Here is a 22,348-nt window from a genome sequence, read left to right on the forward strand (position 1 = left end):
AGATAGTCTTATTAATTACATAACAAAGTTTTTTTGGATATAAATTTACTGATCTTCAGAATTTTCTTTGTTTCCTTTGTCAATATTAGAGTTAATAAACTCTTTCAGCTTGCTTTTTTTATATCGATAAATTATGAACAGAGGCATTAAGCCAAAAGCTAAAACTAAAACACCTAAGCCAATCCATTTATCACCGGATTTTGGAATGAAAGAATTTTGGTAAAAACCATATCCTACAAGGCCGAAAAATAGAACTAATAATAGTTGTAATACGTATTTCATTTTGTAAAGAAAATGAAGTTTCTGAAAATCTCCAAATTTGTCATTTCGACCGGTTGGAGAAATCTCATCATATTGATTATGAGATTCCTCTTTAAGTCGGAGATATAAATTATAATTTCAATTTAATATGTAATTCTTCCAGTTGAGCATCATCAATTGTTGCCGGAGCGTCTATCATGATATCGCGACCACTGTTGTTTTTAGGGAAAGCAATAAAATCACGAATAGTTTCCTGTCCGCCTAAAATAGCAACCAAACGATCTAGACCAAAAGCCAAACCACCATGCGGAGGAGCACCGTACTGGAAAGCATTCATTAAGAATCCAAATTGGTTTTCAGCTTCTTCTTTAGTAAAACCTAATAGTTCAAACATTTTAGCTTGCAGCTCTTTATCATGAATACGAATAGAACCACCACCGATCTCATTTCCGTTCAATACCATATCGTAAGCATTAGCTCTGATTGCTCCCGGATCATTTGCTATTAAATGAATGTCTTCAGGTTTCGGTGAAGTAAACGGATGGTGCATGGCATGGTAGCGAGCACTCTCTTCGTCCCATTCTAACAAAGGAAAATCAATCACCCAAAGTGGAGCAAACTCATCTGGTTTGCGTAGACCTAAACGGTTACCCAATTCCATACGTAAAGCACTTAGCTGTGTACGCGTTTTGTGAGCAGGACCGGAAAGAACCAAGATGAGGTCACCAGGTTGAGCAGCTGTTATTTCAGCCCATTTTTTCAAATCTTCCTGATCGTAGAACTTATCTACAGATGATTTTAAAGTTCCGTCTTCATTGTATTTACAGAAAACCATTCCTGAAGCGCCAACTTGCGGTCGTTTTACCCAGTCGATCAATTCATCAATTTGTTTACGAGTGTATTCATTACAACCGGGAACGGCAATTCCTACTACTAATTCCGCAGAGTTGAAAACACCAAAATCTTTATGTTGTGCTACTTCGTTCAACTCACCGAATTTCATTCCGAAACGAATATCCGGTTTGTCGTTACCATAAGTTTTCATGGCGTAGTCATAGGTAATTCTCGGAAATTTATCTACATCAATACCTTTTACTTCTTTTAATAAATGACGTGTTAAGCCTTCAAACATATTTAAAATGTCTTCCTGTTCTACGAAAGCCATTTCACAGTCAATCTGTGTAAATTCCGGTTGACGGTCAGCGCGTAGATCTTCATCACGGAAACATTTCACGATTTGGAAATATTTATCCATTCCGCCTACCATTAACAACTGTTTGAAAGTTTGCGGCGATTGAGGTAACGCATAAAACTGACCTTCGTTCATACGGCTTGGCACCACAAAATCACGGGCTCCTTCAGGAGTTGATTTGATCAGATAAGGTGTTTCTACTTCACAGAAACCTTGTTCCGAAAGATATTTGCGAACTTCCATGGCCACATTGTGACGGAATAGAAGGTTATTCTTAACAGGGTTTCTTCTGATATCCAGATAACGGTATTTCATTCTGATGTCTTCACCGCCATCCGTTTCGTCTTCAATAGTAAAAGGGGGAAGCTTAGCTTCATTTAAAATATTTAATTCGGAAACAAGGATTTCGATATCACCCGTTGCTATATTTTTATTTTTCGACTCGCGTTCAATCACAGTCCCTTTTACTTGGATTACAAACTCACGTCCTAATGTTTTGGCTTTTTCAAAAACAGAAAGGTCTGTTCTTTGTTCGTCAAAAATCAATTGGGTAATACCATATCGATCCCGTAAATCAACCCAAATCATGAAACCTTTGTCACGTGTTTTTTGGACCCAACCGGCAAGTGTAACTTCTGTATTGATGTGAGAGGCATTTAGTTCGCCGCAAGTATGACTTCTATACATTTTTCTTTATTTTTTGCAAAAATAACACAAAAAACAGTATAGCTGTGCAGTAAAGAAATTATTGTGGCACTTTTTTATTTTTCAAAAATCATTAAAAAGAGTAACTTTACAAAAATTAAACGTTAATTATGAAAAAACTAATTGCCTTATTATGTGTTTTTGCGCTGTTTTCATTTGCTATGGTTGATGATGATACAGTTACATTTACTGCTAAGATTGAGAACAGAAACGGTGATTCTTTAATTATTAAAGGAGCAAATCGTTTTACGAAGATAATTGTAGCCGATAAGAATGGTGTTTTTAAAGATAAGTTTGCCGTTGCAGAAGGTTTCTACCAATTGTCTGACGGAACAGAGTATACCCAGCTTTATCTTAAAAACGGTTATGATCTGACGTTGACTATGGATGCAAAAGAGTTCGATGAATCTATAAAATACAGTGGTAAAGGTTCAGAAGAGAATAATTTTATCGCTCAGATGGCTCTTGAGGATGAACAAATGGATTTTAATACGTTGTTGAATTCACCGGAAGATAAATTCAGTGCAATTATCGAAAAAAAGAAAAGTGATGTAGCTGCTAAATTAGAAGGTAACAAGAAGTTGGGAGAGACTTTTGTAAATCAATACAAGTCGACTTTTGAGCAAAATATGAAAGCATTATCTGCTTATTATGAGGAATCACAGAAAGTCAAAAAATTGAATGGAAAACCGTCACCGACTTTTGATTATGAAAATCATAAAGGAGGTAAAACAAAGTTGGAAGATCTAAAAGGGAAATTGGTTTATATTGATGTTTGGGCAACTTGGTGTGGTCCGTGTAGAGCAGAGATTCCACATTTAAAAGAGTTGGAAAAGAAATACCATGGTAAAAACATTGCTTTTGTAAGTATTTCTGTAGATGCTCTTAAAGATCACGATAAATGGAAAAAATTTGTTACAGATAAAGAGTTAGGAGGAATTCAACTTTTTGCAGACGATAGTTGGAAATCGGATTTTGTAACGCAATACCAGATCAACGGTATTCCGCGTTTTATTTTGGTAGGTAAAAACGGTGAAATCATTAATGCAGATGCGCCGAGACCTTCTTCAGCTGATGTTCATGAATTATTAGATACTAATTTGTAATGAATTAGTTTTCGGTTAATAAAATGCAAAAGCGATATGAATTCATATCGCTTTTTTTATGTTCCAATGTTAAATTTTGTTCCAATGTTACCAAATTGTTAAGTAAAAGTTTTTTAATTGTAAAACAATTTATATATTTGTTACATAATTGTTAATCTAATTAATACTTTTGCGTTATGAAAAATTTAGTGATTGCAGGATTTTTGATGGTTTCAACTTTGATATTTGCGCAAGAAGTTAAACCTAAATTTGAAATAGTAGACCAAATGGTTAAAGCGACATATTATTATGATAATGGGCAGGTAAAACAAGAGGGATATTATTTAAACGGAAAATTACATGGTAAATGGGTTGCCTACAATGAAGACGGAACAAAGCAGGCCATCGGAGAATATAAAGACGGAACCAAAGTTGGAAAATGGTTCTTCTGGGGTGAAAATACCTTAAGTGAAGTTGATTTTAGCAACAGTAAGATAACTGATGTTAAAAAATGGTCTAGAGAAGCATTAGCAAAAAACTAACTCAACCAAATAAATTCAAATGTAAAAGGCTACTTTTTAAGTAGCCTTTTTTAATTTTATATTTTGATTTCTGCTTTTAAAAGAACGAATCATTTTTTCCATACTGTCTAAATGTTCCTTTTTACTATCAAATAAAGTCCAGGTCAGTATTTGAAAAAAATGGTTTTGAGTTTCTATAAAAGTTACGTAGTAAAAGACATTGATCTTACTTTCAGGATCAACAGCGTTAAAAGTCATTTCGATAGCATTTGATCCGTTGATCGTTACAGGTATGTATCCTGAAAAATTAGTAAGCGTTAATGAGTTTTCATAATTTTTCAGTAAAATATCGGCATACAGCTTAATTCGTTCATCAGCGTCATTTTCTTCACGGATTTCCGGAAAATAAAGAGAAACATCAGTTTTAGGCTCTTCCAGAACAATAAGATATAATTCCTGAAATTCATTTTTAAATTGTAAAATGGCCTCATCGTTTAAAGCATCGGTTTCACTCAGGTCGTCACGAACCTTAATGCTGAAATTTTGAGATTTATGTTCAGTATAGGTTTGACTGCCTTGACATGCAATTAAAAAGGCAGAAACCAGAAAGGAATATAGAATCTTTTTCATGAAAATTTTTTCTAAAAATAAAAAAAGCTGCTTAAGCAGCAGCCTTTTTTAATCTAAAACTTTTTGTTTTCGTTCGTTAAACCACCAAATTTTAAGTATACAAACCAAATAGAATAATACCGGAACCACAATTAATGTCAAGAAAGTGGCAAAAATTAATCCGAAGATTACAGTCCATGCCAGTGGTCCCCAGAAAATTACATTGTCTCCACCGATGTATATTTTCGGGTCTAGTTCGCTGAATAGCGAAAAGAAATCGATGTTAAAACCGATAGCTAAAGGAATTAATCCTAATACCGTAGTAATGGCTGTTAAAAGTACCGGTCTTAAACGTGACTTTCCACCTTTTACAATAGCTTCAAAAACATATTTTTTATCTAGAAACGTTCCTTCAGGAATGTTCAATTGTTCTTTTTTACGATCCATCAATAACTGAGTATAATCCAGAAGTACTACTCCGTTATTTACCACAATACCGGCGAGGGAAATAATCCCCATCATGGTCATCATGATCACGAAAGGCCAACCGGTTACCATCAGTCCTAAAAATACTCCAATGAAACTTAAGAATACCGCGATCATAATGATCGAAGGTTTAGATATAGAGTTAAATTGAAATACTAAAATGAGCATAATCAAGCCTAATCCGCTTATTAAAGCCCCCATTAAGAAAGCCATCTGTTTGTTTTGTTCCTCAATTTGCCCTGTATAATCAAATTCAACTGATTTAGGCGCATCAAAGTCACCCATTTCAGCTTGAATTTGTTTTACGATAGCACCTGCATCTGTAAATCCTGGCGCCAAAGCAGAATAAAGGACAACTACACGGTCAAGGTCACGGTGTTTAATGGCACTAAACGAAGACGCATTTTTTTGTGCAGCGACAGTTGAAACCGGAATTTCTTTTAACTGACCGGTAGCAACATCTCTAAACGTAATATTCTGATTGAAAATGGCACTTTGATTGTAACGATTGTCTTCGTTAAAACGGACATAAATGTCATAATCGTCTTTACCTTCTTTATATATACCGGCTTTTTCTCCGAAAACGGATCTTCTTAACTGATTACCGACTTGTCCGGCTGAAACGCCCATTTCACCTGCTTTTTCTCTGTCAACGACCACTTTCATGGCAGGTTTATCTTTGTTGACGTCTACTTTCAGCTCTTCAATTCCGGGAATGTTTTTAGCATTCAGGAAATCTTTCATCTTTTCAGCAGTAACAATCAATTCATTGTAATCATCACCTTTGATCTCGATGTTGATCGGATATCCGGCAGGAGGTCCTACCGCATCTTTTTCAACTGAAATCAATACACCGGGATAAATATTTTTCAGAGATTCTTGTACTTTTTTACGTAAGTCCTCAGAGTCTAATCCGTTTCGGAATTTATATTCTCTCATAGAAACGGTTATTTTACCTTTGTGCGGCATTTCGGCACTCGAACCTCCGTCAGTTTGAGGGTTTCCGGCACCTTCACCTACTTGGGATACCGCAGATTCAACAAGGAAGTTGTGATCACCTTCGGTGAATTCCGGAGAGTTCATTACTGCATAAACCCTTTTTTCAATGGCTTTAGTTATTTTATTGGTTTTTTCAATATCGGTTCCTTGCGGGTATTCAATATAAACTATAACCTGATTAGGTTTGTTATCCGGGAAGAATTCTACTTTTGTTCTACCACTACCAACGCTCCAACCAAAATAAGTCATTAATACAACAAAGAACATAACGATCATTAAGCCGACAACAACGTATGGTTTTCTTCCGGAAAGGAAAAATAAAAGCGAACGCTCATAAATACTTTCCCAACGGGATAAAATTTTGGTCTGGAAAACCGTCGTGATTTTTTTGATAAAATAACGATAGATCCAGAAACAAACAGCCGTAAAGATCAATACTGTTCCTAAACCTCTGACAGCACCACCGGTAATTAACATAAAGGTTCCGATAGAAACAAGGATAGCACTTAAGATAAGAAGTTGTCTTCTACTCAGTATTTTTTCATTGACATCCATAAATTGAGATACCATCAAAGAGTTGAAGAACACGGCAACAAATAAGGACGAACCTAATACAACTGAAAGTGTGATCGGGAAAAACTTCATGAACTGTCCCATTACTCCCGGCCACAATCCTAGCGGAACGAAAGCGGCAACTGTAGTTGCAGTTGAAATAATAATAGGTAATGCAATTTCGCCAATTCCTTTTTTAGCAGCTTCCAGTCGGCTCATACCTTCTTCGTCCATTAAGCGGTAAACGTTTTCAACAACTACAATTCCGTTATCTACTAGCATTCCCAGTCCCATGATTAATCCGAAAAGGATCATGGTATTCATTGTGTAGCCCATTAAATTTAAGATCATGAATGACATGAACATCGACATCGGGATGGCGAAGCCAACGAATAAAGCGTTACGGAACCCTAAGAAGAACATCAGGACTCCTACTACCAGAATAATACCGAAAATAATATTGTTAACCAAGTCGTCAACCTGATTCAAGGTTCTTGAAGATTGGTCATTTGCTAATGTGATTTTTAAGTCTTTCGGGAAAACGTTTTCTTCGGCATTTTTAATGATTTCTTTTATCTTTTCGGAAGCTTCAATCATGTTTTTCCCAGCACGTTTTTTAACGTCGAGCATCACGACACTGTTACCGAATTCACGTGCATACGTAGTTTTGTCAACATCTTTGAACTCTACTTCTGCGATATCTCTTAGGTAAACGACCCCGTTTTGAGTTTTTACTACAAAGTTTTCCAGATCTTTAGGCTGGTCAATTTCGCCTTCAATTCGAATGGTTCTACGTTGTCCGTTAGCAATTAAGTTCCCGGCAGAAGTAGTTACGTTGCCTCCTCTGATCGCATTTAAAACATCGTCAAAACTTACTTTTGAGGCCATCATTTTATAGATGTCAACACTAACTTCTACTTCTTTGTCCTGAGCTCCCCTGATATCGACTTGCTTAATTTCGGTTAAAGCTTCTATTTCATCTTCCAGGTATTCTCCGAATTTTTTTAATTTGTCTACCGGATAATCTCCAGAAATATTAATGTTCAGGATCGGAACCTCTTCTGAAAGGTTTAGGTCAAATACATTCGGATCTACCTTAGCATCGTTGAATGTAGGCCAGTCTTCTTTTGCTTTTTCTACATCTACTTTGTCTTTTACTTTTTGCTTTGCTGCTTCAACGGTGATCTTTTCATCAAATTCAATGGTGATGATTCCGTAATCTTCTTGAGAAGTAGAAGTGATCTCATCTACATTACTGATGTTCTTTAGTTCTTCTTCTAGCGGATCGATGATCAAACGTTCAATATCTTCAGCAGTATTTCCCGGATAAACGGTGCTGATGTAAATTTTTGTTTCTTTAACCTCTGGGAAGTCTTCTCTGGGCATAGAATAGTATGCCGATAATCCCAAGAAGAAAAATAACCCCATCATCACATAAATGGTCATTTTGTTTTCAATGGCCCACGATGACAGTCTGAATTCTTTATCGGAAGTGTTATTACTCATTGTCTTAAATTATTTGATGATTGAAACTTTTTGACCGTCTTTCACACTTCTTGCACCTTCTTTTACAATTTGGTCACCATCTTTAATACCTTCTAATATTTCTACTAGATCTCCTTGTGTTTTACCGGTTTTTACAATTACTTTTTTAGCGACTAAGTTGTTTTCTTGCTTTTCAGTAATGTAAACATATTGTTCTCCTTCAGCATTTTCAGATACAATACTCAAAGGAACAGCGATAACTTTCGGATTTGTATAATCTTTGATGCTTATTTTAGACGTTAAATTCGGTTTGATCGTTCCTTTTTTATTAGTAATGTTGATTAATATTTTAAACGAACGGTTTCCCGGATTGATATAATCACTGGCCTGATTAATCTTTGTAGTAAATACTTCGTTTAAAACAGGGATGTTTACATTAACATCTGTACCTTTTTTAACACTACCTACATATTTCTCCGGTACTTCGGCTTCTAAGTACATATTGCTTAAGTTGACGATACGGATAAGTTGGGAGCCGGGAGCCACTGCTGATCCTTGATCTGTAATAACATCGTCAATGGTTCCGGAGAACGGCGCTTTAACATAAGTTTTAGCGATCTGGCTTTGTAGTTGTGCAACGGCTTTTGCCTGAGCCTCATAATTAGATTTAGCCTGTAAATATTGGATTTCAGAACCTATTTTTTGATTCCAAAGATTTTCTTGTCTTTCATAAGTTGTTTTAGCCAGATTTGCTTGAATCTCTAATTGGGCTAATTGTTGGCTCAATCCTCCATCATCAATTTTAGCTAAAGTCTGACCTTTACTTACTTTTTGTCCTTCCGTTACATAAACTTTTTGAAGAGTTCCTGCATATTCAGCATTAAGAACGATATTTTCTTTGGTTTGAACATCAGCCTGTAGCTCCAGATAGTGATCAAAGATCGAATCTTTTGCTGTAAAAGTTGTGATTAAGGCTAGTTTTTGATTGTCATCTAATTTTCCGATAGCATTGTCAATCAGTTCAATTTCTTTAGTTAAGGCATCAGCTTCTGTTACCAGTTCGCTTCTTTTTTGACGCAATTCTTGTAAATTTCCCTTTTCTATAATAGATTCGGTAGAGTTTTTTTTGTTATTGCCACATGCTGTTAAAAGTAAAGCAGCAAGACTTGTGATATATAGTTTTTTCATGAGGAAAGATTATTTTGTGTTGGTGATTTTATCTAAAGCTGTTTTTTTGTTGATAACATCGATCATGGATTGTAAATAGTTTTGTTGTGCCGAGTATAATTGTCTCTGTGCTTCGGTATATTCAAAACTACTGGAGATCCCTTCTTTAAATTTTACAGATTGTTTTTTCTCAATACGCTCTGCTAGTTGTAAATTATCTTTATTAGTTCCGTATAGCTCAATGCTCAATTCGTAGTCGCTTTTTGCTTTTTGATAATCTAAAAGCAACTTTTGTTCTGTTGATTTCAGGCTCGTTTTAGATTGTTCAAAAGCAATACGGGCTTGCTGAGTACGGGCACTTCGGGCCAAGCTGCTAAATAAAGGAACCGTTAAGTTAACACCTAAATAGGAATAGTTCAGCCATTTTTGCTCTGTTGTGAAGAACTTGAACTGGTCATTAAATGCGTTATAACCGAAATTGTAATTTGCAGACAAACTAGGTAAGGCTTTACTTTTTTCCAATTTTAGCAATAAACGATTTGATTCTAAATTGTTTTGTTCAATCTTGTAATCAATCGAGTTTTCAACAGAAAAAGAACCTTGAGAAACCGTTAGATCAACATTTTCCTGAGTTAGATTTTCTAATTCATCTTTTAATGTAATGCTTTCTTCTAAATCAATACCTAAAACATATTTCAACATGTTTAAAGCAATGATCTCATTTCGTTCAGCATTGGCTAACGAACTGTTGATCTGAGAAAGTGTTATTTGTAATTGTTCCACATCTTCTTCTTCCGTTAAACCGTTTTGGAACGTTTCATTGGTCTCAAAAAGTGTTTTTTCTATGGAAGATTTATTGCTTTCTAAAATGCTTACACTTTCTCTTGCTAAAAGCACATTTCCGTAAGAGTTGATTACCAGTTCTCTGATCTCAAGATCTGTTTTCTCTTTAGCATTTTCTGAGATCTGAAGATAGACTTTTGCAGATTGTAGTCCTACTAAATAAGAACCGTCAAAGATCAACTGGCTAATATTTCCGTAAGCATTCATCGTATGTTTAGTGCCGAAAGCGACTTCTACAAACTCCCCGGGATTACCACCAAAGAATTCAGCAGGGATAATTGATTTTTGCAACACAAAATTGTGCTGGTAATCAGCTCCTGCATTGATCTGTGGTAAACCACTGGCGGTTGTTTCCCATTTTTTCTTTTTGGCTGCTTCAACATCTTTAGAAGCGTTTTGCGATTGATAGTTATGCTCTAATGCGTATGCAATAGCTTCTTCTAAGGAAAAATTATAATCCTCTTGTTTTTCTTGGGCATTCAGCAAACCTGATATGACCAATAGCGCTAAAATAAATTTTTGCTTCATTAGTTGTTTTTACTGTATTAAACTTTCTAAAATCTGTATGCCTTTTAAGGTGCAAATTCCTCTTAAGTGGTATTCTAAATATTGGTTTTGAACATTTTTCAGACTAAATTGGTTAGCAGGAAACAGTTCCCCGTCTTTAATGCTGTTCATGCCGGCAAAATACAAACGACCGATGATCTCGGTATTTATTTCTTTTCGGTACAAACCTTCTGTAATACCGCGATTCAAATTGTCAATAACACAATCATCCATTTTTTCAAATTGCATTTGTTTTAAAGTGTTGTGAATCTTGGGGTAATACTTTTGTAATTGATAAATCGGCGAAGAGTTTTCATCTTTTAAATGTTGAAGAACAAAATTTTTGACTTCAAAAAGCTCTTCAATCGGATTTTTACCAGTGTTGCAGATTCCGTCAATTCCGCAAGAAATAGTCTCAAACAATCGAACTGTTACACTCTTAACTAATTCGGGCTTAGTTGCAAAATGTTGGTAAATAGTTTTCTTAGAAATCCCCATTTCATTAGCAATATCATCCATAGTTACACTTTTGAACCCTAGTGTAAGAAACATTTCAGTGGCTTTTTCTAAAATTTCTGTTTGCATAATATGCGTTTAATTTGCGTACAAAGCTACATAGGAAACTTTTAAAACAAAAAAAGTTTCCTAAGTTTTTGCATTTTTTTAACAAAGATTTAAAACTCAGGTAAAGTTTTCGGTTTTTCATAAAAAAATAGCGTACTTTGCCTTTGCGATAATTTTTTAAAATCCATGCAAACTATAACCGACTATCAGAATTCCATAGCGGAACATTTTAACTCTTTAGATGTACAGAAAGAGCCTGCAAATTTGTACAGTCCTATTCAGTATATCTTAAACATAGGAGGAAAGCGAATAAGACCTATGTTGACCGTTATGGTTGCAGATATTTTTAATTGTGCTATTGAAAAAGCATTGCCGGCAGCAACTGCTGTTGAGGTTTTTCATAATTTTTCATTGATTCATGACGATATTATGGACGAAGCTCCATTAAGAAGAGGACATCAGACAGTTCATGAAAAGTGGGATTTGAATACGGGAATATTATCAGGAGATGCCATGTTGATTTTGGCATATCAGTTTTTTGAAAATTACGAACCCAAAATATTCCGGCAATTAGCAAAATTATTTAGTAAAACAGCCTTAGAAGTTTGTGAAGGGCAGCAATATGATGTGGATTTTGAAATTCGAGAAGATGTTACGGTTCCGGAATATTTAAAAATGATTGAATATAAAACAGCTGTTTTAGTGGGGGCAGCAATGAAAATGGGCGCCATTGTTGCTGAAGCAAATGAAGAAGATGCAAATTTGGTCTATGATTTTGGTTTAAATCTGGGAATTGCATTCCAATTGCAGGATGATTATTTAGATGCTTTCGGAGATCCGGAGACTTTCGGGAAGCAAGTAGGAGGGGATATCATAGAAAATAAAAAGACCTATTTGTATTTAATGGCTATGCAAAACGCGGAAGAAGATATACAACGTCAGTTGCAGTATTTATTTTCATTAAAACCTAATGATAGTTCAGAAAAGGTAGAATTGGTTAAAAATATTTTCAGGAATTCAAGAGCTGATGAAATGACAAAATTGGCAATTCGGGAATATACTGATAAAGCGATGAAAACATTAGAGGCAATACAAGTTGCTGAAGATAAAAAGCAAGTTTTAAGAGCTTTTGGTGAAAATTTAATGAATAGAAATGTATAATCCACCGGCAAACATAGAAGCCTTATTTTTTCAGGCTGAAGAAGAAAATCTATACGAAAAGTTGATATTGCAATTGCAAAAGGATTTTCATCTGGCAAATGAAAGTTTGGATGTAGAGACAACAATGCTTCCTTTAGAGTTAAAGCAGCAATTACACGAAAAGATATATTTTTTAATCCAACATAAGTTTGCAGAATACCTTAATCTGCTTTATGTGATTGACGTTTCTGAGAGTGAGGTAAAAAAATTAGACGGATCTGATCTGGTTGAACTTTCAGAACAAGTTGCCTTTTTAGTCTTAAAACGAGAATGGCAAAAGGTATGGTTTAGAAATAGATTCTGATAAAAGGCATGAAAGCATCTGCATAGACTCCTCGGTTATCTTTGTGCAACACATTATAGCGAACACCGAAAGTAATATTGTCAGTTCTGTAACCGGCTCCGAAAAATAAAGCCGTATTCCAGAAATCATCTTCATAGTGGTTGTAGAAATCTTCAAAGACTGTATTAACCCTTAGTTGTTCTACTTCAACGGAAAGCTGAACTTCTTCAATAGGATTGAATAAGCCTATTACACTTGCTCCGTAAATATTAGCTTTATAGAGGTCTTTTTGTTGGGAATAAGAATACTGTAATCCCAAGCCGGCAGCAACATATTGGTTAAAATTATAAATAGCACTAGGGGCTACAGAAATATCAGTATATCCGTTGCCAAATCCTAAACCTAAACCGCCACCGAACTGTACTTTTTCCCAAAAATTAGATTTTGTTTTGAATTCTTGCGAATTTTGAGCAGAAATGGATAGGCTAAAATAAAATAAAAACACAGAATTCAATAAAACTGTTAAAATCTTTGAGAATTTCATTTTCATAAAACCTTTTCTAAAAAATTAATGATATAAAAATACGATTTTCTTTAAAAGATTATCACAAATGTTTTACTTTTGCATAAAAATTTTTTAATTAAAAGGTCATTTAGACACGATTATGGATAGGTTTTCCTTTTTAAACGCTGCACACACGGCTTTTTTTGCCGATTTATACGATCAATATTTGCAAAGTCCAGACAGCGTAGAACCAAGTTGGAGAAGTTTTTTTCAAGGGTTCGATTTTGCACTGGCAAATTACGGTTCAGAAGAAGTAGGACAACAAATTGCCTACATTGCTTCAGGTGAGTCCCAAGATTCAGGAAAAGTTTCTGAAAAATTACAGAAAGAATTTAATGTACTTAAATTAATTGAAGGTTACAGAACAAGAGGGCATTTGTTTACCAAAACAAATCCGGTTCGTGAAAGAAGAACGTACACGCCTACTTTAGCACTGGAGAATTTCGGACTTTCATCGGCCGATTTGAATACAGTTTTTGATGCTGCTAAAATGGTAAATATGCAGCCGACAACTTTAGCTGAGATCATTAAACACCTTGAACGTGTTTATTGTCAGTCTATCGGGGTTGAATTTATGTATATCAGAAATCCTGAAATACAGGAATGGATTAAAAATCGGTTAGATGTGAACGACAATCAACCGGCTTTCTCTCCGGATCAGAAGAAAAACATCTTAAAGAAGCTCAATGAAGCAGTTTCTTTCGAGACATTCTTACATACTAAATATGTTGGACAAAAGCGTTTCTCACTTGAAGGGTGTGAATCTGCAATCCCGGCTTTAGACGCTTTGATAGAAGCGGCTGCAGAAAAGGGAGTTGAACAATTTGTAATGGGAATGGCACACAGAGGTAGATTGAATGTGTTAGCTAATATTTTCGGGAAAAACACTCAAAATATATTCTCTGAATTTGACGGTAAGGATTATGATGATGATATGTATTTTGACGGAGATGTTAAATACCATTTAGGGCTTACATCTGATCGCTCAACGGATTCCGGTAAAAAAATAAACTTAAATTTAGCACCTAACCCTTCGCACTTAGAAACAGTTGGTGCTGTGATTGAAGGAATTGCTCGTGCTAAACAAGATCATAATCATTCAAATGATACTTCTAAAGTATTGCCAATTGCCGTTCACGGCGACGCTGCAATAGCAGGTCAGGGAATCGTCTATGAAATTGTACAGATGGCAAAACTGGATGGTTATAAAACAGGCGGAACAATTCACTTAGTGATCAATAACCAGGTAGGCTTTACCACTAACTATTTAGATGCTCGTTCGTCGACCTACTGTACAGATGTAGCTAAAGTAACATTGTCTCCTGTGTTGCATGTTAATGCAGACGATGCTGAGGCTGTTGTACACGCTATGTTATTTGCATTGGATTACAGAATGCAGTTTGGCGGTGATGTATTCATCGATTTATTAGGCTATAGAAAATATGGACATAATGAAGGAGATGAACCTCGTTTTACACAACCGAAACTATACAAGATTATCTCTAAACACGAAAATGCTCGTGACATTTATGCTGAAAAACTAAAATCAGAAGGTGTTATTGATGCCACTTTTGTAAAAAGTTTAGAAGAAGCTTACAAAGCTAAATTAGATGAAAATTTAGAAGAGTCTCGTAAAAAAGATCTAACGGTGATTACTCCTTTTATGCAAAATGAGTGGGAAGGTTTTCATCAGGTTTCAGATGACGTGATGCTTCAAAAAGTAGATACTACTTTCGATAAAGAAAAATTAACAGAAATTGCTACTACGATCACTAATCTTCCGAAAGACAAAAAATTCATTAACAAGATCTCACGCTTGATCGCTGACAGAAATGCAATGTATTTTGAGAAAGATCAGTTAGATTGGGCAATGGGAGAGTTATTGGCTTATGGCTCTTTATTAGCGGAAGGATATGATGTAAGAATGTCAGGCCAGGATGTGGAAAGAGGAACATTCTCTCACCGTCATGCCGTAGTTAAAGTAGAAGATTCTGAAGAAGAAGTAGTACTGTTAAATGAAATAGCAGACAAAAAAGGAAACTTCTATATCTACAATTCATTATTGTCGGAATATGGTGTACTTGGTTTTGAATACGGTTATGCTTTAGCATCTCCTAAAACATTAACCATTTGGGAAGCACAATTCGGTGATTTCTCAAACGGAGCCCAAATTATGATGGATCAGTACATTTCTGCAGGAGAAGACAAATGGAACAGTCAAAACGGAATTGTTTTATTGTTGCCTCACGGGTATGAGAACCAAGGAGCAGAACACTCATCAGCACGTATGGAGCGTTATTTACAGTTATGTGCAAAACACAACATGTATATAGCTGATTGTACAACTCCGGCTAACTTCTTCCATTTGATGAGAAGACAAATGAAAACGAATTTCCGTAAACCATTGGTAGTATTCTCGCCAAAAAGTTTATTACGTCACCCACTAGCAGTTTCAAAGGTGGATGAATTAGCTAACGGTCGATTCCAGGAAGTAATTGATGATCCGGCAGTAACAGACAAAAAAGCGATCAAATCGTTGGTGTTCTGTACCGGTAAAGTATATTATGATATCATTGCTAAACGTGAAGAGTTAGGAAGAAATGATGTTGCAGTTGTGCGTTTAGAACAATTGTTCCCGTTGCCGGTTGAGCAATTGAGAGATATAATTGCAAGTTATCCTAATGTTGACGATTATGTTTGGGCGCAGGAAGAACCTAAGAACATGGGAGCGTACAGTTTCATGTTGATGAATTTTAACTTAGTTAAGTTACGATTGGCTTCGCCTAAAGCTTATAGTGCTCCTGCAGCAGGTAGTTATGAGCGTTCTAAAAAACGTCAGGCTAATGCTATTGCAATGGTTTTTGATAAAGATTTATTTAATTAATTTTACACAACAATAATAAAAGGCTCCCTGTTTCATAATTAAGAACGAAAAGGGAAAACGTTAAACAACATAGAGTTATGATTTTAGAAATGAAAGTCCCTTCTCCGGGAGAATCTATCACCGAAGTTGAAATTGCAACTTGGTTAGTAAAAGATGGTGATTACGTAGAAAAAGATCAAGCTATTGCTGAAGTGGATTCAGATAAAGCGACTTTAGAATTACCTGCTGAAGCAAGCGGTATTATTACCCTTAAAGCAGAAGAAGGTGATGCAGTTGCAGTGGGGCAAGTAGTTTGTTTAATTGATACGAGTGCTGCTAAACCTGAAGGTGATGCAGCTCCTGTAGCAAAAGAAGAACCTAAAGCAGAAGAGAAAAAAGTTGAAGCAGCTCCGGTACCGACGCCAACGCCGACACCAACTTATGCTACCAGCGCACCGTCTCCTGCTGCTAAGAAAATATTAGCCGAGAAAAACATTGATCCTACGACTATTGCAGGAACAGGAAAAGGCGGAAGAATTACAAAAGATGATGCTGTAAATGCAGTACCTTCAATGGGAACTCCAACCGGTGGTCCACGTGGTAGTGAGCGTAAAAAATTATCAATGTTGCGTCGTAAAGTAGCAGAACGTTTAGTAGCGGCTAAAAACGAAACAGCAATGTTAACTACGTTCAACGAAGTTGATATGAGTGCTATCTATGCTTTACGTAATGAATACAAAGAAGCTTTTAAAGCAAAACATGGTTTAGGCTTAGGATTTATGTCATTCTTTACGAAAGCAGTTACCAGAGCTTTACAGTTATATCCGGATGTGAACTCTATGATCGACGGTCAAGAGCAAATTGCTTACGATTTTTGTGATATTTCAGTAGCTGTATCAGGTCCGAAAGGGTTAATGGTTCCTGTAGTTCGCAATGCAGAACTATTGTCTTTCCGCGGCGTTGAAGCTGAAATCAAACGTTTAGCTATACGTGCTCGTGACGGACAAATTACAGTTGATGAAATGACCGGAGGTACATTTACTATTTCTAATGGTGGAGTATTCGGAAGTATGTTGTCTACACCAATTATCAATCCTCCTCAATCCGGTATTTTAGGAATGCATAATGTAGTTGAGAGAGCGATTGTTAAAAATGGACAAATCGTGATCGCTCCGGTAATGTATGTGGCTTTATCGTATGACCATAGAATCATTGACGGGCGTGAGTCTGTAGGGTTCTTAGTTGCTGTTAAAGAGGCTTTGGAAAATCCGGTTGAAATTTTAATGGATAATAATCCTAAAAAAGCTTTAGAGCTGTAAATATTTAGGTTTTAATAATAAAAAAAGAGACGATTTAATCGTCTCTTTTTTTTATAATACTGCTTTTTTCAAAAGATCAAACATAGGGCAACGTTTACAACGTTTGTTTTCGCCTTTCTTATATTTTTCACAACATTTTGATTTGCAATTTTCAGTAACTTTAATGTCGTTTATGTTTAACTTTTTAAGTTTTTTCTTTTTACTTTTTTTGTCCTTTTCCTTGCTCATAAAATCATAATAATCAGAGCAAAGATATGACTATTTTTAAATATTCTAAATAAAAATTACTTAGAATTGATTGCAATTGAACTGGTAACGGATAATTGCTGAATATCTCTGTCAAACAAATACAGTCCGCCTCTGTCTTCACCAATTAAATTGATCTTATCCAGAATAGTTTTGGCCTGAGCTTCTTCCTCAATCTGTTCAGAAACGTACCATTGCAGGAAATTATGCGTGGCATAATCTTTTTCATTTAAGGTAGTGTGGACCAATTCGTTAATGGAATTAGAAACGAAAAGCTCGTGCTGGTATAATTCTTCGAACATTTCTTTGAACGTTCCGAATTTAGTTTTCGGGGCTTTTAAATCAGTGACCAAAGCATGTCCGCCTCTTTCATTGACATATTTTACCAGTTTAAGCATGTGGGAACGCTCCTCATCAGACTGGTTATACATGAACTGTGCAACTCCTTCTAAACCTTGAATCTCAGCCCAACAAGCCATTGATAAGTAGATCTGAGAAGATTCAGCTTCAATTTTGATTTGTTTATTTAATGTGTCTTCAATGTTTTTAGATAGCATAACTTCTTTTCTTTAAAGTTACAAAAAAATTAATTTATAGTAGCTCCGTTCATAACACCGTCAGCGTCAGGATTAACGAAAACTAATTTTCCTTCAGCGTTATTGGTCATTAAGATCATTCCCTCACTTTCCACACCACGTAGTGCTCTCGGGGCTAAATTTACTAAAACGGTAACCTGTTTTCCGATAATTTCTTCCGGAGTGAAATGTTCTGCAATTCCGGAAACTATGGTTCGAATATCAATTCCTGTATCTACTTTTAATACTAAAAGTTTATTGGCTTTCGGCATCTTTTCGGCTTCAAGAATCGTTCCTACCCGTAAATCCATTTTAGAGAAATCATCAAAAGTAGCTGTTTCTTTTTGCGGTTCAGCCTTAGCATTGGCTATTTGATTTGCTTTTTTAGAAGCTTCAAGTTTATCCAGTTGTTTTTGAATATCAGCATCCTCAATTTGAGCAAATAAAATTTCAGACTTACCGATTTCATGTCCCGGTTTAACCAAGTTCCATTGGCTAAAATCTAAATTCCAAGCGTTAGATTGAATGTTCAGGATGTTTTTTAACTTGTTTGAAGTAAACGGTAAAAACGGTTCTGCTAAAATAGCCAGAGCTGAAGCAATTTGCAAAGCTACATACATTTGCGTTTTTACACGTTCCGGATTTTCTTTAATCATTTTCCATGGTTCTTCATCAGCTAAATATTTATTTCCCAAGCGAGCTACATTCATCATTTCACCTAAAGCTTCTCTGAAACGGTAGCGCTCAATGGAAGAAGTAATTACCGCCGGATAGGCTTTTAGTTCAGTTAAAGTTTGCTCGTCAACTTCTGTTAATTCGTTTGGTGCAGGAACAATTCCGTTATAATATTTGTGCGTTAATACCACCACACGGTTAATAAAGTTTCCGAAAATAGCCGCTAATTCATTATTGTTTCTGGCTTGGAAATCTTTCCATGTGAAATCATTATCTTTTGTTTCCGGAGCATTAGCGGTTAAGGTATAACGTAAAGCATCTTGTTTGCCCGGAAAATCTTCTAAGTATTCATGCAGCCATACAGCCCAGTTTTTTGAAGTGGACAATTTATTACCTTCTAAATTCAGGAACTCATTGGCCGGAACATTGTCAGGTAAGATATAACTTCCTTCTGCTTTTAGCATAACCGGAAAAATAATGCAGTGAAAAACAATATTGTCCTTTCCGATGAAGTGCACTAATTTAGTATCTTGATCTTTCCAATAGGGTTCCCAATCTTTTCCTTCTCTGGCAGCCCATTCTTTAGTAGACGAAATGTAACCGATAGGAGCATCAAACCAAACGTATAGTTTTTTTCCTTCGGCTCCTTCAACCGGAACGTCAATTCCCCAATCCAAGTCGCGAGTTACGGCGCGAGGTTCTAATCCGCCATCAACCCATGATTTTACTTGCCCGTAAACATTAGGTTTCCAATCGTTTTTATGACCTTCCAGTATCCATTCTCTTAGAAAGTTGTCGTATTCATTTAACGGAAGAAACCAGTGTTTGGTAGACTTTAAAACCGGTTTAGTTCCGGTAATGGTCGATTTCGGATTAATTAAGTCGGTTGCATTTAAAGAAGTACCGCATTTTTCACATTGATCGCCGTAAGCTTCTTCGTTTCCGCATTTCGGACAAGTTCCGATCACAAAACGATCGGCTAGAAACTGATCTGCTTTTTCATCGTATAATTGTTCTGTAGTTTCTTCAATAAACTTGCCGTCATCATACAGTTTTCTGAAAAATTCAGAAGCCGTATCATGATGTATCTTAGCAGAAGTGCGGGAATAATTATCGAATGCAATTCCGAATTCTTCAAATGATTTACGAATAATGCCGTCGTACTTGTCAATTACTTGTTGCGGAGTGATTCCTTCTTTTTTTGCTTTCATGGAAATCGCAACTCCGTGTTCGTCACTTCCGCAAACAAAAGCAACATCTTTTCCTTGCAAACGAAGATAACGTGCATAAATATCAGCCGGAACATAAACACCGGCTAAATGTCCGATGTGAATAGGGCCGTTAGTATAAGGCAAGGCTGCCGTTATGGTATATCTCTTAGGATTTTCTGACATAAAAAATAAATTTAGTTTTCGAAAAGCATCGAAATGATTGCAAAAATAATTCATTAGTGATGAATTAGCGAATTTTTGATTTGATTTTGTGTATTTTTGAGTAAAGTTTATTACAGAATATGATGAAAAGCTATTTTGTAATCTTATATATTATTTCAATTTATTCTTATTCACAAAAGAAAATGATTATTCCTCCTTATTTAAAAAAAGGCGACACGGTTGCTATTGTCTGTACAGCGCGAAAATTTTTTCCTGAAGATGCTAAACCTGCTATTGAATTGTTAGAATCCTGGGGTTTAAATGTCAGATTAGGGAATACAATAGGGTTGGATAGTTGTCAATTGGGTGGAACAGACGCTGAGCGCGCTGCTGATTTTCAGCAACAGATGGACGATGAGAATGTGAAAGCGATCTGGTGTGCAAGAGGAGGGTATGGTACGGTAAGGATAGTTGATTCATTGGATTTTTCGAAATTTAAGAAACATCCGAAATGGATTATGGGTTTCAGTGATGTAACGGTTTTGCATAGTCAATTGAATAAAGAACGGATTGCGTCTTTGCATTCGATCATGCCGTTTACAGTTCCTAAAGCACCGGAAGAGATAAAAGAAACGTTACATGATGCATTATTTGGTAAAAAGTTATATTATACTGCGCCTTCATTACCCTATAATATTACAGGAAAAGCTAAAGGAGAATTAGTGGGCGGTAATCTGTCTATTTTATACAGTTTGCTGGGTTCAGATTCATCTATCGATACAAAAGATAAGATTTTGTTTATAGAAGATTTGGACGAATACCTGTATCATGTGGATCGAATGATGTATAATTTAAAACGAAATGGTTATTTTGAAAAATTAAGAGGACTTATAGTAGGAGGGATGACGGATATGCATGATAATGAAATTCCTTTTGGCCAAAATGCTGTACAGATCATCACAGCGATTGCTCAGGAATATAATATTCCGGTTGCATTTGATTTTCCTGTCGGACATCAGAGGGATAACAGAACGTTGATTTTAGGGAAAAAGGTTTTGTTGGAAGTGAGAGAAGATGAAGTAGTTTTAGACTTTTCGGAATAGTATATTACAATGGCTGAACACAATGAATTAGGGAAGTTAGGGGAAGAATTAGCAGTAGCATTTCTGGAAGAACAAGGCTATGCTGTTCTGGAAACTAATTGGATTTTTGATAAGGCTGAAATTGATATTATTGCTCAAAAAGATTCTGTTTTGGTTGCTGTCGAAGTTAAAACACGTTCCTCAATTGAATTTGGTTTGCCACAGGATTTTGTAAAACCAAAGAAGATACAACTTTTGGTAAAAGCTGTTAATCAATATATTGAACAGAATGATTTAGATGTGGAAGTTCGCTTTGATATTATAGCGATCACAAAGAAAAGTGGTAATTATAACATTGAGCATATAAAAGAGGCTTTTTATTATTTTTAGAGTTATAATTGTAACAATTTGTTTTCTTTTTATATATTTGTGGAAAGCACACAACAAATCTAACAAAATGAAAACTATTTCTTCTGTAGTTGAAAACTACATCAAGTCAAAGCCCTTTTTATTGAATTCCTTATCTCAGGGAATTATTAACCTTACATCCTTAGCCAGAGTTATGATGCCGGAGTTAGAGAAAGAACTAGGTAAAGACGTGAAGCAAGGTGCTGTTGTTATGGCGCTTAAGAGGTTGTCTGAGGAATTGGATTTTAAGATCAATTTAAAAATTTCTAAAGTACTTCGTAATCTGGGAGAAATAACGGTTCGTTCGTCTTTGGTGGATTATGCTTTTGCAATTTCAGAAACTTTATTAGAAAATCAGGTAAAGCTGATCTCTGAAATCAATAAAAATCAGGATATCTTTTATACGTCATCACGAGGAGTAAATGAAACCAATATTATTATTAGCAGAGCCGTTGCTGATTTGGTTGATAATATTTTTAAAAATGAGAAGCAAACACATAAAATTGAAAATCTGTCTTCTATTTCGGTAAAATTACCTCAGGAAAATGTTTCTGTTCCCGGCGTGTATTATTACATCTTTCAGCGTTTAGCTTGGGAAGGAGTTGTTATTCATGAAGTTATTTCTACGACAAATGAATTTACGATCATTGTGAGAGACGAGCAAATAGATGTCGCTTTTAAAGTAATAAAAGGCTTAAAAGTGGTTAATGAATAACAAAAAAAAGGGATTTTTTTTTACATATC

19 protein-coding genes are annotated in these 22,348 nt (G+C 35.6%); 9 read left to right on the forward strand and 10 right to left on the reverse strand.

Translation table 11 applies throughout. The features are described 5' to 3' along the window. Nucleotides 1–45: 45 nt before the first annotated feature. Nucleotides 46–282: a hypothetical protein gene (locus tag NHF50_RS07605; protein ID WP_109569119.1), complete on the reverse strand. Its 237-nt coding sequence runs from the start codon at nt 280–282 to the stop codon at nt 46–48. Nucleotides 283–391: 109 nt separating this feature from the next. Next, nucleotides 392–2,140, reverse strand: coding sequence for an aspartate--tRNA ligase (gene aspS / locus NHF50_RS07610; RefSeq protein ID WP_252775561.1), 1,749 nt, complete (start codon nt 2,138–2,140; stop codon nt 392–394). A gap of 128 nt (nt 2,141–2,268) precedes the next feature. Here aspS and NHF50_RS07615 point away from each other — a divergent pair, with 128 nt between their 5' ends. Further along, nucleotides 2,269–3,264, forward strand: coding sequence for a TlpA disulfide reductase family protein (locus NHF50_RS07615; RefSeq protein WP_109569121.1), 996 nt, complete (start codon nt 2,269–2,271; stop codon nt 3,262–3,264). A gap of 176 nt (nt 3,265–3,440) precedes the next feature. Beyond that, nucleotides 3,441–3,785, forward strand: a complete 345-nt coding sequence (locus NHF50_RS07620) for a toxin-antitoxin system YwqK family antitoxin (RefSeq protein WP_109569122.1) — start codon at nt 3,441–3,443, stop codon at nt 3,783–3,785. Nucleotides 3,786–3,821: 36 nt separating this feature from the next. Here the strand turns inward: NHF50_RS07620 and NHF50_RS07625 are convergent, their stop codons facing one another. From NHF50_RS07625 to NHF50_RS07645, 5 genes are read right to left on the reverse strand one after another with little or no spacing between them, the layout of a single operon-like run. After that, entirely contained in the window at nt 3,822–4,394 is a 573-nt protein-coding gene (locus NHF50_RS07625) for a hypothetical protein (RefSeq protein WP_252775562.1), read from the reverse strand. 48 nt (nt 4,395–4,442) lie between these two features. Next, nucleotides 4,443–7,916, reverse strand: coding sequence for an efflux RND transporter permease subunit (locus tag NHF50_RS07630; RefSeq protein WP_252775563.1), 3,474 nt, complete (start codon nt 7,914–7,916; stop codon nt 4,443–4,445). A gap of 9 nt (nt 7,917–7,925) precedes the next feature. Beyond that, nucleotides 7,926–9,083: an efflux RND transporter periplasmic adaptor subunit gene (locus NHF50_RS07635; RefSeq protein ID WP_252775564.1), complete on the reverse strand. Its 1,158-nt coding sequence runs from the start codon at nt 9,081–9,083 to the stop codon at nt 7,926–7,928. Nucleotides 9,084–9,092: 9 nt separating this feature from the next. Then, complete coding sequence (locus NHF50_RS07640) at nt 9,093–10,433, reverse strand: TolC family protein (RefSeq protein ID WP_109569126.1); 1,341 nt, start codon at nt 10,431–10,433, stop codon at nt 9,093–9,095. Nucleotides 10,434–10,442: 9 nt separating this feature from the next. Continuing rightward, nucleotides 10,443–11,036 (reverse strand): TetR/AcrR family transcriptional regulator, encoded by a 594-nt coding sequence (locus NHF50_RS07645; RefSeq protein WP_252775566.1) that lies wholly within the window; start codon nt 11,034–11,036, stop codon nt 10,443–10,445. Between the two features lie 165 nt (nt 11,037–11,201). On the opposite strand from NHF50_RS07645, the gene NHF50_RS07650 reads away from it, so the two are divergent. Further along, entirely contained in the window at nt 11,202–12,176 is a 975-nt protein-coding gene (locus tag NHF50_RS07650) for a polyprenyl synthetase family protein (RefSeq protein WP_252775569.1), read from the forward strand. Then, nucleotides 12,169–12,519, forward strand: coding sequence for a hypothetical protein (locus tag NHF50_RS07655; protein ID WP_109569129.1), 351 nt, complete (start codon nt 12,169–12,171; stop codon nt 12,517–12,519). Before NHF50_RS07650 ends, NHF50_RS07655 begins: the two co-directional genes overlap by 8 nt. Here NHF50_RS07655 and NHF50_RS07660 read toward each other — a convergent pair. Further along, nucleotides 12,503–13,042 (reverse strand): hypothetical protein, encoded by a 540-nt coding sequence (locus tag NHF50_RS07660; protein WP_252775571.1) that lies wholly within the window; start codon nt 13,040–13,042, stop codon nt 12,503–12,505. The two genes, NHF50_RS07655 and NHF50_RS07660, sit on opposite strands and share 17 nt — an antisense overlap. A 121-nt stretch (nt 13,043–13,163) precedes the next feature. Between NHF50_RS07660 and NHF50_RS07665 the strand changes: the two genes are divergently transcribed. Together NHF50_RS07665 and odhB are read left to right on the forward strand one after the other, a co-directional pair. Beyond that, nucleotides 13,164–15,947: a 2-oxoglutarate dehydrogenase E1 component gene (locus NHF50_RS07665; protein WP_252775573.1), complete on the forward strand. Its 2,784-nt coding sequence runs from the start codon at nt 13,164–13,166 to the stop codon at nt 15,945–15,947. 77 nt (nt 15,948–16,024) lie between these two features. Further along, nucleotides 16,025–17,245, forward strand: coding sequence for a 2-oxoglutarate dehydrogenase complex dihydrolipoyllysine-residue succinyltransferase (gene odhB / locus NHF50_RS07670; RefSeq protein WP_252775583.1), 1,221 nt, complete (start codon nt 16,025–16,027; stop codon nt 17,243–17,245). A 284-nt stretch (nt 17,246–17,529) separates the two neighbouring features. Here the strand turns inward: odhB and NHF50_RS07675 are convergent, their stop codons facing one another. Together NHF50_RS07675 and metG are read right to left on the reverse strand one after the other, a co-directional pair. After that, nucleotides 17,530–18,048 carry a ferritin gene (locus NHF50_RS07675; RefSeq protein WP_109569133.1) on the reverse strand — a complete coding sequence of 173 codons (519 nt, stop codon included), beginning with the start codon at nt 18,046–18,048 and terminating at the stop codon, nt 17,530–17,532. Nucleotides 18,049–18,077: 29 nt separating this feature from the next. After that, the gene (gene metG, locus NHF50_RS07680; protein WP_252775585.1) at nt 18,078–20,135 is read right to left on the reverse strand and encodes a methionine--tRNA ligase; all 2,058 of its coding nucleotides are present in this window, start codon (nt 20,133–20,135) and stop codon (nt 18,078–18,080) included. Between the two features lie 182 nt (nt 20,136–20,317). On the opposite strand from metG, the gene NHF50_RS07685 reads away from it, so the two are divergent. The 3 genes from NHF50_RS07685 to NHF50_RS07695 all read left to right on the forward strand — a co-directional run bounded on the left by NHF50_RS07685 (nt 20,318) and on the right by NHF50_RS07695 (nt 22,319). Beyond that, complete coding sequence (locus NHF50_RS07685) at nt 20,318–21,217, forward strand: LD-carboxypeptidase (protein ID WP_252777319.1); 900 nt, start codon at nt 20,318–20,320, stop codon at nt 21,215–21,217. Nucleotides 21,218–21,226: 9 nt separating this feature from the next. Next, entirely contained in the window at nt 21,227–21,586 is a 360-nt protein-coding gene (locus tag NHF50_RS07690; RefSeq protein WP_109569135.1) for a YraN family protein, read from the forward strand. Between the two features lie 67 nt (nt 21,587–21,653). Next, nucleotides 21,654–22,319, forward strand: a complete 666-nt coding sequence (locus tag NHF50_RS07695) for an aspartate kinase (protein WP_109569136.1) — start codon at nt 21,654–21,656, stop codon at nt 22,317–22,319. The last annotated feature ends 29 nt before the right edge of the window (nt 22,320–22,348 follow it).

Origin of the sequence: Flavobacterium sp. NRK F10 (genome assembly GCF_024054235.1) — a bacterium.
Lineage (GTDB): Bacteria > Bacteroidota > Bacteroidia > Flavobacteriales > Flavobacteriaceae > Flavobacterium > Flavobacterium sediminis.